Source organism: Dolichospermum sp. FACHB-1091 (genome assembly GCF_014697585.1).
Classification (GTDB): domain Bacteria; phylum Cyanobacteriota; class Cyanobacteriia; order Cyanobacteriales; family Nostocaceae; genus Dolichospermum.
The window spans coordinates 66420-82846 of sequence record NZ_JACJSB010000012.1 but is presented as its reverse complement, the minus strand read 5'-3'; the positions used below and the strand labels follow the sequence as shown (position 1 = coordinate 82846).

The following is a 16427-nucleotide window of genomic DNA, read 5'->3' as shown; positions in this document are numbered from 1 at the left end:
TCAATTTAATTCCGAACTTGGCGGTTTTAGGGGTAAAATTACGATGAAAGTAGTACCTTGACCCAATGTGCTGGCTACTTGAATTTGTCCTTGGTGATGAGCGATAATGGCTTGAGCGATCGCTAATCCTAATCCTGAACCAGTATTTGTGGTTGAGCAGCTTTTTTCGCTTCTATGTGTCCGCGCTGGATCAACTCTGTAAAAACGATCAAACAATTTTGGTAGCGCGTCCCTGGGAATACCAATTCCCGTATCACTAACTTTAATTTGTAAATGAGAATTAGTGCAACGCCTTCCTGTAACTCGATTTATCCCCTCGATTCTTTCTATCTCCACTTTTATTACTCCCTGTACAGGAGTATAATGCAAAGCATTACCAATCAAATTTGTAAATAATCTGACTAATTGCTCCCAATTTCCGATGAGAGTAAACCAATTTTCTTGTAATTCAGGATTAACTTCCGTCCCAGAAGAAGCGACTAAATTCAAAACCAAATTAATTTGTTTTTCCCTCGCTACCAGTTGTTGTTCTTCCACCACTTCCATTAATAAAGCATCAAGAGGACAAGGGGAAAATACATCTGTGTTAATTCCACTATCTTGTCTAGCTAAAAAGAGCAAATCATTAACTAACTTCCCCATACGTTGAGTCAGTCTTTCCATGATTTTTAATTGTTGACGATATTGAAGAGTATTATTTTCTTCTTTGACTAAATCTAAATCAGCCAAAGCCACCTGGACATTAGTTTGAATTAAAGCAATAGGACTTCTTAATTCATGGGAAGCATCAGCAGTAAATTGTTTTAAACGCTGGTAAGATTCTCCCACAGGTTTCATGGCTTTACCCGACAAAAACCAACCACTAGCTGCTACTGACAATAGCATTAAACTAATTCCTAAAGCCAAATCAAAAATTAATTGTCGGCTAGGTTTTGTCACCTCAAACCAAGGATGACTTACTCGTAAATATCCTAAAACCTGTCTTCCTCTTTCTATTCTTTTGGTAACTTGTCTTAATAATTGTGCAGATTCTCCCCATCCTCCTTTGCTTGCTACTCGCACAGTTTCACCTGTATGATTAGGATGAATAGGAACATTTAATATTTCCGAAAAAGTTGACCACAATAATTCACCATTAGGACTAAACCACTCTAAATCAATGCGATCATCTTCGGCGTTTTCAGCATTATTAGGAAAACTAGATTTTACATTTACTCGCAGTTGATTAGGTTGAATTTTTGTGGCTTCAATGACTAAGGAACGCTCGACAACTTCCACTACATGATATAATGTATCATCAACTCTTTCAATTAATGTACTGTGAACATATAAATATACACCACTAGCAAATAATAATAATAAAATTGCAGTTATAGCCGTGTACCAAATCGCTAACCGACGACGAGTAGCTTGAAATAGGTAAATAGACATAAAATTAATATGTATGATTGGTAACAGAAATTTGTCTGGGAAATTTAGAGGGAACTCTTTACACTCAGGATTTTATATTTTATAGCAGGGAACAGGGAACTCTTAACTGGGAACAGGAAACAGAGGTCAAAGTCCGTCTGTGTATGCTTTTTGGTTAAATTCTCTATCTCATTCAAGTGCATACCGCTATATTATTTTGGGGGAATATTTATTTATATATAAAATATATTTTTATACATAGAAATACCCAATTAAGAATTTGATCAAGTTTTTATATCAAGAACTGTAAAAATCTATGCAGTAACAATTAAGATATTTATATTCATATTTCATAAACAATATCTACTTTATCTAAATGATCATGGCGAAATCCAAAAAAAATAATACCTCTATTAATCTAAATGATCCACAATACTACATTAACCGGGAGTTAAGTTGGCTAGAATTTAATCACCGGGTGTTACATGAAGCTTGTGATCCTAGAACTCCGCTATTAGAAAGGCTGAAATTTCTGGCTATTTTCAGTTCTAACTTAGATGAGTTCTTCATGGTGCGAGTAGCAGGGTTAAAGCAACAGGTAGAAGCCACTGTCAATTTATTAACACCTGATGGACGGACACCACAAAAACAACTAGATGATATTCGTTTACATCTCAAACCCCAACTGAAAAAGCACAACGCGGAATTTGAGGAAGTTCTGCGGCCACTTTTAACCCAAAAGGGAATTTACATTTTAGATTACATAGAATTAAATCAAAAACAGCGAAATCACTTAGACAATTATTTTCAGGAACAGGTTTTTCCCGTTCTTACTCCTCTGGCTGTTGATCCTAGTCATCCCTTTCCCCACATTTCTAATCTCAGTTTAAATTTAGCAGTGGTGGTCAAAAATCCTGAAACAGAAGAGGAGTTTTTTGCTAGGGTGAAAGTTCCCAAAGTCTTACCCAGATTTTTGCCCATACCGCCAGAATTAGCAACCCAGGAAGATTATAACACTATACAGTGGACGGGAGTTCCTTTAGAACAAGCGATCGCCCATAATTTAGAATCCCTTTTTCCAGGAATGATTATTCAAGAATATCACCCTTTCCGTATTACCCGCGATGCTGACTTAGAATTGGAAGAAGACGAAGCAGATGATCTCCTCCTAGCTATTGAACAAGAACTCCGCAAGCGTCGCATGGGAGGAAATACTGTCAGGTTAGAAATTCGCTCCCAAACCCCCACCTTAGTACGTTCTCGTCTCTTACAGGATTTAGGATTAACTGAAAGCGATGTTTATGAAGTTGATGGTCTTTTAGCACTGCGGGATTTAATGTATTTTCTCACATTACCCCTACCAGAACTCAAAGATCCACCGCGTCAATCTGTTGTTCCTTTTCGGTTACAAAGACTTAGAGAACCCAGTATTGATACTGATATCAACGAACCAGAAGAAGGAAAAGACTTTTTCTCCGTAATTCGAGAAAAAGATTTACTAGTGCATCATCCTTATCAATCCTTCTCCGGTACAGTTGTGCGCTTTATTACTAATGCTGCCCATGATCCCCACGTTCTAGCCATTAAAATGACCCTTTACCGAACATCCGGGGATTCACCGATAGTCAATGCCTTAATTACTGCGGCAGAAAATGGCAAACAAGTTTCCGTATTAGTAGAATTAAAAGCACGATTTGATGAAGAGAATAACATTTATTGGGCAAGACGTTTAGAAAGAGTGGGTGTTCATGTTGTTTATGGTTTAGTAGGCTTAAAAACCCATAGCAAAATAGTTCTAGTAGTGCGACGGGAAAAAGATAAAATGCGTCGTTATGTACATATTGGTACAGGCAATTATAATCAGAAAACAGCACGACTCTATACAGATTTAGGCTTATTTAGTTGTCGGGAAGAATTGGGTGCAGATTTAACAGATGTATTTAATTTCTTAACAGGCTATTCTCGTCAAAAATCCTATCGAGAAATTATGGTAGCACCTGTGAATATGCGCGATCGCTTTCTCGAATTAATTCACCGCGAAATTGTCAATGTCCAAAATGGATTTTCCGGCCGAATTGTTGCGAAAATGAATGCTCTAGTTGATCCACAAATCATTTCTAAATTATACGAAGCCTCTCGTATTGGCGTACAAATTGACCTAATTATTCGCGGTATTTGTTGTTTACGTCCCGGAATACCAAACCTGAGCGAAAACATTCGTGTAATCAGCATTATTGGCCGCTTTTTAGAACATTCTCGCATATATTACTTCCACAATAACAGTCAAGAAGAAATATATATTGGTAGCGCTGATTGGATGCGTCGTAATTTAGATCGTCGCGTGGAAGTAATTACACCAATAAAAGACCAAGATATTGCTAAAGATCTACAAGAAATATTAGGAATTATGTTAGCAGATAATCGCCATGCTTGGGAACTACAACCTGATGGTAATTATATCCAAAGATGCCCCGGTGATAACTGTCCAGAAGCCAATTCCCAAAAAACTATTATGTCTATGGCGTTACGTTCTACTGGTACTAATTAGGGCTTACTGAAAAAGTTGTCTGTGAGGGCAGGGAACAGGGAACAGGAAACAAGGAACAGGGAACAGGGAACAGGGAACAGGGAACAGAGAACAGAGAACAGAGAAAAGGTTACAGGGAACAGGGAACAGGGAACAGGGAACAGGGAACACAGGAAGAAAGACAGAATTGATACCTATTGAGTTTTGTATGGCTAGGCCACGCAAGTTATCAAAAATCAAATATTATTCCTATATCAATTTATGCTTTACCAACTATCCGTAATAACAAATAATTTAATTTTGAATTAATCAGGACTTACGCAAAATATCTCTCAAATCCTCATTTCTCCGTGACCTCTGTGCCTGGAGTGGTTCGTTATTCCATGAATCTTGCGTAAGTCCTATTAATTTTTAATTTTTCATAAAATCATGATGCAAAAAAGACATGACTAAATCTTTTTTCTGCATAAAAATATTTTTTTAATCACTAAAATTCATCCATAAGATAGAGTGAATTATTTTACTAATAATCATAGACTATAAAAGTTCATACCATTTGGGATTTTAAATTGTCAATAAATTATTAAATCAGCACAAAATTGACAACTTTTTACCTGCGACAATCATTTCTCAAATTGGTATTAATTTACATTTATTCTTTTTTTTGGAATGTTAATGTTGTCCCCTGAGTTTTCTAACTTGGATCTTCTCGTAGTTGATGATCATGAACTGACTCGTTTAAGCTTACAATTAGTTTTTTCTATTCAAGAAAATATTCATGTTGTTGGTTTAGCCGCTAATGGTCAAGAAGCTATAGAAATGGTTAAATTATATCAACCTCATGTTGTTATTCTCGATTTACAAATGCCAATTATGGATGGTTGGGTAGCATCTCATTACATTAAAGATATATCTCCAAATACTCAGATTTTAGCTTATTCATCTGTAGATGAAACATCTTTTCAGCAAAACCAAACTCAGCATAAATTTGATAAAATTTGCAAAAAAGATATTCGTACAAAAGAACTCATTACTTTAGTCAGACAGTTAGGACAGCGAGTTAAGTATTTTTCCTATTCAGAAGAAAAATTTAACTCCGTCTAGTCTAGTATAAATTATAAATTATAAATTATCAATTCTTGTCAAAATTAAATTGCGTCGGGTATATTGTTCATAACACATACCCGACGCTAATCTGACGCTAATCTTTATTATTAAACCCGCTTAATTACTTCACGCATTAGGAACAGTGCGTTTAAATTCATCCAGTAGATCATCTAGTTCTTCCAATGCTTGATTAACATCAACCCTTAACGTTCCTAAATTGGGTTGTTCGAGTAAACTCAGCAACCGTTCACGTTTACCTTTAACAGTGCTAATTCGGTCTTTAATTGTCTGTATATCCATTTTTTTGCTTCCAGTCCTTAAACACTTCAAATCTAAAGTTAACGCAAAAAGCAAGAATATTAATTTCTCTCTGTGTCAATTTGGGCCTAATCAGCGATGATAATAGAAGATGAAAATAAATTATACTAATCTCAAATTATGCTGGGCGGAATTTCTTTGGGAACACTTGGTTTAACAATCGGTAGTATACTCACTATTACAGGTTTTGTTGCCTATTTTGCAGATAACGCTACCCTCAATTTAGTCGGTTTTTTCTATGGTTTTCCGCTGTTATTGGGAGGTTTAGCTCTCAAAGCCAATGAACTCAAACCCATACCTTTCAGCCAAGCCACCACACCATCAATTTTAGCACTCAGAAAACAACAAGCAACTGTCACACAAACTAAAATCCGTAAAGACATCACACGGTACTGCTATGGACAAAAAGCCCATTTAGACGAAGCCCTGGCTTATTTAGGTTTAAGTCCCACGGACGATTCAAGACCAATAGTGACAGGTTTACGAGAAACCGAAATCAATGGGGCTTATACCATCATTTTAGAATTTGATTCGCCACTAATTAGCTTTGATACTTGGCAACAAAAGCAAGAAAAAATGACCAAATATTTTGGACCGAATGTAGAAATTAGCATAACACAGCCCAGAGAAGATTATATTGAAATCTCTTTGATGAAAACGTAATCTAAGAGGATGTTTTAAAAGTTGACTGCGATTATAAATCGCTACCACACAAACAAAGTCCACGCAGGTGGACTTATGAATTTAGACTTTTCAAACACCCTCTTAGTCCAATATAGAGGACTAGAGCTATCAGACAGGGAATAAATTCCCAGAACGCTGAAAAAGCCAACTAGAATTAAAATGAAACCCGGCCAATGGTAGGACTATTCTAAGTATAGTATGATCATCTCTCAAATAAACTCAGAATCTTACTTTTTACAAGTTGCTTATTTTACAAACTTCGGCATGATTTCCGCTGCGGTAAATAAGCCACAAATGCCCCGTTGATGCAATTGTTGGCCTGCTTTAAGATAACCGAAGGCGGGACCACAAACATTAGCAGCCATGCTGGTTTCATCTCCTAATGTGAAGGTGTGAGTGGATATTTTCCCCTCAAAGGTGCGCCCGGTAACTTTCACATTTGTACTGAGAGGTTTTTGGGGATTACGGGTATCAACTACACCACCAACTATGACTCTATCCCGTGAACAAATACCCGCTATTTCTAACATCACATCATCGGCGTGTTCCATATTCGCTAAAGTTAACACACCATTGGTTTTATCTAGTAATGCTTCTACCTCTGGGTCTGTCATGGCTCTAGCGGTTTCTACAGTATAACCGGGTATGTGGCCAATATCTTCCCGAACAGTAGCACGGTAAGCTTCCCAGTTAGCAATTCCTACACCAAAGGTAATTTCTACTTTGTGGATTTCAGCGTAACTTTGGGAGGCCAAAGCGGCAGCGGCGGTTAAGAGTCCGGGAGTAGCACCACAGCCAGTCATGTAAGTAATTCCCGCTACTTGTAGTTCATCTTTCATGGCTAAAAGCTGTTCTACTGCACTAGTGCGTTTTATAGCATCCACTAGTACACCTTTCCAACCGGCTTTGATAAATTCTTTGGCGACGGAGGGGATAAAGTCGTTAGGAAGGTTGGGTAAAGCGAGGAAATAACCATCTACAGCGTCACCAGTGGCTTGAATTAGATCTTGAATGCTGTTATTGCTTAATGTGCCGGCGGGTTTTAAATAACCAACTGTACCTTGATTTTGGTAGGTCGTAATACAAGCTTGAGTATTTAAGCCTTCTGTAGAGTAAGCGTAACCTTGTTGGTCTGCGGCCGCGACAAGGATCATTTCCCGTTTGCTAGAAAGGATTTTGGCTGCTGCTTGTCCGAGTCCACCAAAACCGAGAACTCCGACGCAGAGGGGGAGGGGCTGTGTGTTCATAGTGTTTTTTCTGTGTTGTCTAATGGTTAATTATGCTTTATTTTTGATCAAGCTTTCGCGCCATCACTAAGTGGAGTTGCTTGAACCTAATTTACATAGTCCTGACTATACTCGACTATGTAATTTAGAACTATCAGAAGTCAGTAATCTATGTTTTTAAATAGACATTAGAGGATACTTATTATCAACTACCACACCTTCAAAATTACGGTTTACCAGATCAATCGGTTGCCTTTTATCCCCATAATAGTCTTAAAATTCTGACAATTAGTGAAAAAGTCTTTCTTTTTGACAGTAAGATTCGAGAAGACACCTGAAGTGGGAAAATCAAATCATAACCAGAAAGGGAGACCCAGTCCCCTGGGGCTTTAGACACGGGGATAAATTAATAGGGATTTTAAAATCCTGCAAAACGATTGCATGGCTTTAGCCATAGTGATATAAATATAACAGATACTAGCGAAAAACAATTAGCAATAACCTTCGGCGCGTTGAAATATCCTGGTACGGAGCAATCCCGGCGACGAACAGATCCGACTTGATCGGAATAGTTAAAGAGCAAATAATGGCAGGATAGGGAGCGTTAAAAAATTAAGCAGAGGAAGGACTCGGAAAGTATACGCAATTTCAGCTATAAACTGTTTGAGTGAGTACAGGGATTTTTGAATATCCCGTTGTCGCCCTTGAGGTGGGCAAAAATCCCCCGGCTTTAGACGTGGGGAGGTTCAAGAAAGTAGAGTTAGAGAGGAAAAGCTGATAATATGCACTTGAGTGAAATCACCCATCCTAACCAGTTGCATGGTTTGTCAATTCGACAGTTAGAACAAATTGCTCGTCAAATTCGTGAGAAGCATTTACAAACCGTAGCCGCCTTTGGCGGGCATTTGGGTCCCGGTTTGGGCGTGGTAGAATTAACACTAGGACTTTACCAAACCTTAGATTTAGACCGGGATAAGGTAATATGGGATGTCGGTCATCAAGCTTATCCTCACAAATTAATTACCGGACGCTACAGCAACTTCGACACTCTCCGTCAAAAAGACGGCGTTGCAGGTTATCTTAAACGCTGCGAGAATAAATTTGATCATTTCGGTGCAGGACACGCTTCTACAAGTATTTCCGCTGCCTTGGGTATGGCTTTAGCCCGTGACTTGAAAGGGGAAAAATTTAAAGCCGTTGCTGTCATCGGTGACGGCGCTTTAACTGGAGGTATGGCTTTAGAAGCTATTAACCACGCTGGTCACCTGCCAAAAACCAATTTGCTGGTCGTTCTTAACGACAATGAGATGTCTATTTCTCCCAACGTGGGTGCAATTCCTCGTTATCTCAATAAAATGCGTCTGAGTCCACCAGTACAGTTTCTCGCCGATGGTATTGAAGAACAGTTAAAACATCTTCCTTTTGTGGGTGAGTCTCTTTCCCCAGAACTAGAACGCATTAAAGAAGGAATGAAGCGTTTAGCAGTTCCTAAAGTAGGTGCGGTTTTTGAAGAATTGGGTTTTACCTATATGGGTCCAGTTGACGGACATAATTTAGAGGAGTTAATTACTACATTCCAACAAGCACATCAAATTACTGGTCCTGTTTTGGTTCATGTAGTCACAACTAAGGGGAAGGGCTATGAACTCGCGGAAAAAGATCAAGTAGGCTATCATGCCCAAACTCCCTTTAATTTGGCTACTGGTAAAGCAATTCCTTCTAGTAAACCTAAACCCCCTGCTTACGCTAAGGTCTTTTCTCACACTCTAGTTAAATTAGCGGAACAAAATCCGCAAATCGTCGGTATCACAGCCGCAATGGCTACTGGTACGGGTTTAGATAAACTACAAGCTAAACTACCTCATCAGTATATTGATGTGGGAATTGCGGAACAACACGCTGTGACTTTAGCTGCGGGTTTAGCTTGTGAAGGTATGCGTCCTGTCGCTGCTATCTATTCCACTTTCTTACAACGTGCTTATGACCAAATTATTCACGATGTTTGTATTCAAAACCTACCCGTATTCTTCTGTTTAGATCGGGCAGGTATTGTTGGTGCTGATGGTCCGACCCACCAAGGTATGTATGATATTGCTTATCTACGTTGTATTCCCAATATGGTGGTAATGGCTCCCAAGGACGAAGCAGAATTACAACGGATGGTGGTTACTGGCATTAACTACACAGATGGACCTATTTCTATGCGCTTTCCCCGTGGTAATGGTCACGGTGTCCCTTTAATGGAAGAAGGTTGGGAAGCTTTGGAAATCGGTAAGGGGGAAATTATCCGTCAAGGTGACGATGTTTTAATCGTCGGCTATGGTACAATGGTCTATCCTGGAATGCAAGCCGCCCAAATTCTCAGCGAACATGGGATTGAAGCCACTGTAATTAATGCCCGCTTTGTCAAACCTTTAGACACCGATTTGATTTTACCATTGGCTAAACAAATTGGCCGGGTTGTCACTTTGGAAGAAGGTTGTTTAATGGGTGGTTTTGGTTCTGCGGTAGCTGAAGCTTTACTTGATGCTGATATTCTAGTTCCTGTCAAGCGAATTGGTGTACCTGATATTTTGGTAGATCATGCCACACCAGACCAATCTTACACAGAATTAGGCTTGAGTAGTCCTCAACTTGCAGAAACAATCTTACAAGCTTTCTTTAAGAAAGAATTAGTCGCTGTGAAATAACTCACAATTGTAGAGACGTTCTTAAGAATATTTCTACTTATTTCCGTTCCCGGTTGGGGTGTGCTATGCTAATGTGGGGGCGATTCATGTCCCCTATATTACCCAAGCATTAAATATATTGTAAACGCATTTATATAGGCCAGTCAGGTAATCATCAGAGTCAGAACCAACATAAATAGGTGTTCAAGGTCAATTTCAGATATAAAAGACCCCCGGATTCTACACCTCAATAATAGCATAAAAAGTCAAGAGGTCAATACCCTAGTAACTTCGTTCAATTACTGATATTATTCTCAATATTATTGAGAATAAGCTAGATATATTGTCAATAAACATAGTGATCAACTTTTTTCCCAAAACACTGATTAAAAAAACTTATGAGTATTGCGGGGAAACTTATCAGTGTGGTCTATATAATCATTTCCTGTATGACTGTCTTGCATGACTGTATATTCAAAATATTAACGTATCTACCAAAACCCACTCATGAACCAGATATGTTGTCTGAACCCGGACTGCTACAACCCATCATTGCCAGGTACTACAAATTTTTGCCTTAATTGCGGTGTTCCCTTAGTCATACTTAAAAACCGTTATCGTCCCATTAAACCTTTGGCTGGTGGGAGTTTTGGGAAAACTTATTTGGCAGAAGATACTGGTAAACTGAACGAAAAATGCGTTATTAAACAACTGGCGCCCCAAACCCAAAATAGCTACGCATTAAAAAAAGCAAAGAAGCTATTTGAGCAAGAAGCAAAACAGTTAAAAGAACTTAAACATCCGCAAATTCCCCAACTACAAGCCTATTTTGATGAAGATAACTGTTTGTATTTAATTCAGGATTTTATTGAAGGAAATAATTTACTAGAGGAATTGGCGAACCAAGGAACTTTTAACGAGCCGAAAATCCAGGCCTTGTTACTTAATTTATTACCAGTTCTCAAAGAAGTTCATAGTCGAAATATTATTCATCGGGATATTAAACCAGAGAACATTATGCGTCGTAATGACGGCAAGTTATTTTTAATTGATTTTGGGGCATCAAAGCAACTTCAGGGAACAATGCGAATAGGTACGAAAATTGGTACTTTTGGTTATGCGTCTCTGGAACAAATGGAAGATAGAGAGGTTTATCCTGCCAGTGATTTATTTAGTTTAGGTGTAACTTGTTTTCATTTAATGACTGGGGTTTATCCTGAGAACTTGTGGAACAGACAAGGTTTCAGTTGGGTGAAAGAATGGCGTAAGCATTTAAGAAACTCTGTGAGTCCAGAATTAGGGGCAATTTTAGATAAGTTATTAGAACTAGAATATGAAGACCGTTACCATTCAGCAGAGGCAGTTTTAAGAGATCTAAAATCACCGGCCTCACCTGTTGTCCGACGGACAGCGTTTTATCAGTCAATACCTGTTGTCCAGGAGACAGTACCTTATCAAACAACCTCAAGCCCAAATCCCAGATTATCACAATCAAAGGCGAAAACTAATTTTTCCCTTCCTGGTTTTCTACTAATTGTGGTTTTAGTTTTATTAGTTGGGGGACTGATCATAGTAGTAATCGGACACAATATGTTTGGGAATAAAAATCAAAAATTAACCAAACCCGACACGAGCATAACGAGCTACTGATAGTTTTGTCACCACTTGTACTCTTTGTCTTTAGTTTAAAGGCAATGGTGATATTTGCTGGTTGGAGTAGTTTTCTACTCTAACCGCTGCTTCATAAAATTGCTGCAAAACGATTAGATAAATCAATAATATCCTGTTTGCGAGCAATTTTTTCAACCCATTCCGGGGGAATATTTTCTATACCGTAATAAATTCCCGCTAACCCACCAGTCACCGCAGCCGTAGTATCTGTATCTCCCCCTAAATTAACAGCTTTGAGAACTGACTCAGCGTAAGATGAGCTAGTTAATAAACACCAAATAGATGCTTCTAGAGTATCAATTACATAACCGCCTGAATTAATCTGGTTATCAGGTAATTCGGCAATTTTACCACTGAAAACCCGCTGAAAATGGGACTTTTCTCGATTATAATTACTATGATGATAAAGTTCTTGAATTTTCTCTAAACTATGTAAATAGGCTGTTGATAAATTAGCCCCTTTCAGTAGTTCTACAGCCATAGTAATATAAATCCCACAGGCCATTTGCGAACGGACATGGGCATGAGTAAGACAAGAAACTTCATGTACTTTTGTAATTAAATCGGGAAAAGTTAAGGTTTCGTGTAGGTAAGCTATGGGCAAAATTCGCATTAATGAACCATTTCCATTGCTATGTTCACCAGTACCACCTGCTTGTAACGGGGGAATACCTTTCTCTAACTTGATAATAGCTTGATACGTAGTATTGCCAATATCAAATACGTCACCATGGGCAGTCCAGTAATTTTCTCTATACCAGCGACAGAATGATTTAGCTATATCATCCACAGAATAGCCACTACAGAAAGATTCTGTCAAACACAATGTTAAAGAACTATCATCAGACCAAGTTCCGGGAGGTTGATTCCATGTCCCATAACCCAACATCTTTGTAACTGGTGACTTGATACGTTCAGCACGAGTGGAAAATTCAACGGGTACACCCAAGGCATCTCCTACACATACACCTATTAAACCAGATAATGTTAATGTTTTAGTGGTTGGCATAATTAGATATTAATCTCAGTGTTTCAGGACTTACGCAAAATACCTCTCAAACCCTCTTTTATTCGTTATCTTCGCTCCTTCGTGGTTCATTATTCCGTGACTTGTGCGTAAGTCCTATGTTTATCTAAAATGGTAAGTTATGTCAATGATCAGGCTGGCCTCTGATCATGTTATCATGAAAATAATATTCATAATTCCGACCAAATTTAAGTAGTTTAATTAGCTCAATAAGTGCTATTAATTGCCTAATTTCGGTTTCATCTACCGCTTTATTCAGAAACGTATCTACCGTAATGGTTAACTCTGCTGCTTCTTTTGTTGCTGACCGTAAACCTTCTAAAGTAGAAGGTATCAAAGAAAATAGTAATTTTTTGCGTGAACCCGTGGCTACTGAAATCCTTCAGGATACCACCCACTTTAGTGAAGACGCAATTCAGATTCTCAAGTTTCATGGTTCTTATCAACAAGATAACCGTGATAACCGCGTCAAGGGACAGGAAAAAGACTACCAAATGATGCTGCGGACAAAAAGCCCCGGCGGGTTAATACCACCACAGCTATATTTAGCCCTGGATAAACTGGCCGATGAATATGGTAATCATACCCTCAGAGCTACCACTCGCCAAGGTTTTCAGTTACATGGTATCTTAAAAAAGAACCTGAAAGCGGCGATCGCTACAATTATCCAAAATCTTGGTTCAACTTTGGGCGCTTGTGGTGACATTAACCGCAACGTTATGGCTCCTCCAGCCCCCTTTAAAAATCGCCCAGAATACCAATACGCTTGGGAATATGCCCAAAATATCGCTGATTTGCTTTCTCCCCAAACTGGTGCTTATTATGAGATTTGGTTAGATGGGGAAAAAGCCATTAGTGCCGAAGAACATCCAGATGTCAAAGCAGCGCGACAAAGTAACGGTAATGGTACTATTTTTCATGATTCCGTAGAACCTATCTATGGAACTCATTATATGCCCCGGAAATTTAAAGTTTGCGTGACGGTTCCTGGGGATAATTCCGTTGATTTATATTCCCAAGACTTGACCCTGGTAGTAATTACCAATAAAAAAGGTGCATTAGCAGGATTTAATATCTTCGCTGGTGGTGGTTTGGGTAGAACCCATAACAAAGAGGAAACCTTTGCCAGAATTGCTGATCCCATTGGCTACGTAGGCAAAAATGATGTATATCATCTAGTGAAAGCTATAATTGCTACCCAGCGAGATTATGGTGATCGCACGGACAGACGACACGCAAGACTAAAATACTTAATCAATGATTGGGGTGTAGATAAATTCCGCACTAAGGTAGAAGAATACTTTGGTAAACCGCTTGAACCATTTAAACCGCTGATTCAGTTTAAATATAAAGACTTTCTGGGCTGGAATGAACAAGGGGATGGTAAGCTCTTTGTAGGTATTTCCATTGATAACGGGCGTGTCAAAGATGATGAAACATTGCAACTCAAAACCGCTTTGCGGACAATTGTTGAACAATTTAATCTGCCTATTCGCTTAACAGGTAATCAAAACCTGATTTTTTACGATATTGCACCGGAGAATCAGGAAGCCATTCAAGAGATTCTCGACCGCTGTGGCGTTGTAGCCGACCCCAGCCAAATAGCAGCATTAACCCGCTATGCTATGGCTTGTCCAGCTTTACCTACCTGCGGTTTAGCAATTACAGAATCAGAACGAGCCATTCCCGAAATTTTAACAAGAATCCGGACTTTATTAGATCAACTGGGTTTACAAAAAGACCATTTTGTGGTAAGAATGACAGGATGCCCTAACGGTTGCGCTCGTCCTTATATGGCAGAATTGGGTTTTGTGGGTAGTGGTGTAGAATCTTATCAAGTGTGGTTAGGTGGTTCACCAAATCAAACTCGGTTAGCCCAGCCTTTTGTAGAAAAACTGCATCACAATGATATTGAAAGTTTCCTAGAACCGATTTTTGTCTTCTTTAAAAAATCCCGCACACCCAAAGAAAGTTTCGGCGATTTTTGTCACAGAATGGGTTTTGATGCTATTAGGGAATTTGTGGCTAATTACACACCAGGAGAGCCTACCAGTAGCGGTAAATCACGTCATAGAGTAAGTCTGCGGGATGATTTTTATCAGCAACTTAGGGAAACTGCTGAAAAACAAGGGCGACCGATGACTGATTTAGTACATGAAGCTTTGGAGAAGTATTTCCAAGATTTATAAGTAGATATTCTCACGCAAAGACCATTGGTGCAAAGTTGTTTTTGGGGTTTTTGCGTGAGATTAAATTTGCGTTTGCGGATTTGATCTGGGTCAGGTACACTTTTGGCAGGCAAGATCCCCGCACCACAAGATTTTTATCTTTTATCATTAATAATCTGTACCTCATAACATCGGAAACCGCTGTATTATTTTGAGAGTGAGAAAAAAGGCTTGACATATACTATTTGTTTATGGTATTTTCGTGTGGGCAAATTTTTTTATTTTAACTATTTTATTTACCTGATTTTAACTCTTCCTAATTCCAAGATAATAGCTCAATTCTTTGATAATCTTTTTTATCCAAATGATTACGTTTGAGAGGATAATAATATTGACTTAAATTATTCAATATTCTTGCTTCCTTCTAATTCTTCCTCCTAACTCCTAGCCCCAAGGAAAAGACTTTCTCCGCAAACCCTAAGTATGGTATATCGAGGGATTTCCCGTGTCTAACTCATCCCCAACTTATCTGATTAGCTTAGAATTACGAGATTTACTCGTGCAAAAACTTGGTAATCTGCAAAGAGAAAATGTAGCATTACAGCGGTCTTTACAAGAACAGCAAACCAAAACCACAGCCCAAACACAAGACTTGTTCTTAGAACTTTTGGAAGTTGCTGATGTCCTAGAAGCTTTATTAGACTATCTAGAAAACAATCCCCGCCCCAGTCGAGAATTTATAGCCCGTCTACCCAAATCTATAAGTGTAGTTAATCGCAAGTTTCTCAGTGTATTAGGAAAACGCCAACTTTTACCTATAGAATTGCAGGAAGGTGTGGAAGCAGATTTTAACTTATGTCGCGTCATTGATCGGGAAGAAAGAATAGATATCCCAGACCAAACGATTACTAAAATTGTCCGTCGCGGATTTTATTGGGGTCAAAAAGTCCTCCGCCCCACGGAAGTCATTACCGCTCAAAGACCCATAAAATTCATTATCTCTAAAGAACCCACAGAAGTCATTACCGCGCAAAGCGAACCTCCACCCATACCGTTACCAGAACTTTTCAGCGAAGGGATTACCGCTTGTCAAGAAGGACGCTACCCCAAAGCTATAAAATATTTAGAAGATTACTGTCAAGGCTGCAAAGAGCGCAATAGCCCCAATTATGTTCAAGCCCAAATGTGGCTAATCAAAGCCTACCGCATGAGTGGACACTTACCAAGAGCGATCGCCATTCTTCGGCTTTTGACTAATCATTTTCACCCCCAAGTCAACACTTGGGCTAATAATATCTTAACTATGCTATCCCAAGAGATTTCCCCTGTCTGAATAAATATCTTCATACAGCATATTGCAAGTCAGGTACAAGTTTCAATCACAAAGCCTTGCGGCTAAAGGGTTTTGTTGAAAGCTGGTGTAAATATCCCCGACTTTTCAAACAAGTCAGTTATCTGAAATCTAACTATAGATATACCTCTATCTACTTCTGTGGCATGAAGTTAAGTTAATAATTAAAGTTTAGATTAGAGTGAGTTCATCATTGTTTGCATTGAAATGTATGGCTAATTATTCCATAAATAACACAGGATTTTAACCTATTCACTTATAATTTTTTT

11 protein-coding genes are annotated in these 16427 nt (G+C 38.7%); 7 read left to right on the top strand and 4 right to left on the bottom strand.

What is annotated here, in order from left to right:
- The gene (locus tag H6G25_RS09855) at positions 1 to 1431 is read right to left on the bottom strand and encodes a HAMP domain-containing sensor histidine kinase (protein WP_190392312.1); all 1431 of its coding nucleotides are present in this window, start codon (positions 1429 to 1431) and stop codon (positions 1 to 3) included.
- A gap of 361 nt (positions 1432 to 1792) precedes the next feature.
- Between H6G25_RS09855 and ppk1 the strand changes: the two genes are divergently transcribed.
- Together ppk1 and H6G25_RS09845 are read left to right on the top strand one after the other, a co-directional pair.
- On the top strand, positions 1793 to 3958 hold the full coding sequence (ppk1, locus tag H6G25_RS09850) for a polyphosphate kinase 1 (RefSeq protein ID WP_190392311.1): 2166 nt from the start codon (positions 1793 to 1795) through the stop codon (positions 3956 to 3958).
- 648 nt (positions 3959 to 4606) lie between these two features.
- On the top strand, positions 4607 to 5041 hold the full coding sequence (locus tag H6G25_RS09845; protein ID WP_190392310.1) for a response regulator transcription factor: 435 nt from the start codon (positions 4607 to 4609) through the stop codon (positions 5039 to 5041).
- Positions 5042 to 5170: 129 nt separating this feature from the next.
- Here the strand turns inward: H6G25_RS09845 and H6G25_RS09840 are convergent, their stop codons facing one another.
- Positions 5171 to 5344: a hypothetical protein gene (locus tag H6G25_RS09840; RefSeq protein ID WP_190392309.1), complete on the bottom strand. Its 174-nt coding sequence runs from the start codon at positions 5342 to 5344 to the stop codon at positions 5171 to 5173.
- A gap of 138 nt (positions 5345 to 5482) precedes the next feature.
- Here H6G25_RS09840 and H6G25_RS09835 point away from each other — a divergent pair, with 138 nt between their 5' ends.
- Positions 5483 to 6025, top strand: coding sequence for a DUF2854 domain-containing protein (locus tag H6G25_RS09835; protein ID WP_190392308.1), 543 nt, complete (start codon positions 5483 to 5485; stop codon positions 6023 to 6025).
- A 266-nt stretch (positions 6026 to 6291) separates the two neighbouring features.
- On the opposite strand, the gene H6G25_RS09830 is transcribed toward H6G25_RS09835, so the two are convergent.
- Positions 6292 to 7293, bottom strand: a complete 1002-nt coding sequence (locus H6G25_RS09830) for a saccharopine dehydrogenase-like oxidoreductase (protein ID WP_190392307.1) — start codon at positions 7291 to 7293, stop codon at positions 6292 to 6294.
- 761 nt (positions 7294 to 8054) lie between these two features.
- On the opposite strand from H6G25_RS09830, the gene dxs reads away from it, so the two are divergent.
- Positions 8055 to 9962: a 1-deoxy-D-xylulose-5-phosphate synthase gene (gene dxs / locus H6G25_RS09825; RefSeq protein ID WP_190392306.1), complete on the top strand. Its 1908-nt coding sequence runs from the start codon at positions 8055 to 8057 to the stop codon at positions 9960 to 9962.
- Between the two features lie 531 nt (positions 9963 to 10493).
- Positions 10494 to 11591: a serine/threonine-protein kinase gene (locus H6G25_RS09820; RefSeq protein WP_242034928.1), complete on the top strand. Its 1098-nt coding sequence runs from the start codon at positions 10494 to 10496 to the stop codon at positions 11589 to 11591.
- A 91-nt stretch (positions 11592 to 11682) separates the two neighbouring features.
- On the opposite strand, the gene H6G25_RS09815 is transcribed toward H6G25_RS09820, so the two are convergent.
- Positions 11683 to 12621, bottom strand: coding sequence for an ADP-ribosylglycohydrolase family protein (locus H6G25_RS09815; RefSeq protein ID WP_190392304.1), 939 nt, complete (start codon positions 12619 to 12621; stop codon positions 11683 to 11685).
- A gap of 293 nt (positions 12622 to 12914) precedes the next feature.
- On the opposite strand from H6G25_RS09815, the gene sir reads away from it, so the two are divergent.
- Together sir and grpE are read left to right on the top strand one after the other, a co-directional pair.
- The gene (sir, locus tag H6G25_RS09810; protein WP_190392303.1) at positions 12915 to 14828 is read left to right on the top strand and encodes a sulfite reductase, ferredoxin dependent; all 1914 of its coding nucleotides are present in this window, start codon (positions 12915 to 12917) and stop codon (positions 14826 to 14828) included.
- Between the two features lie 484 nt (positions 14829 to 15312).
- On the top strand, positions 15313 to 16140 hold the full coding sequence (gene grpE / locus H6G25_RS21140; RefSeq protein ID WP_347239156.1) for a nucleotide exchange factor GrpE: 828 nt from the start codon (positions 15313 to 15315) through the stop codon (positions 16138 to 16140).
- Positions 16141 to 16427 lie beyond the last annotated feature (287 nt).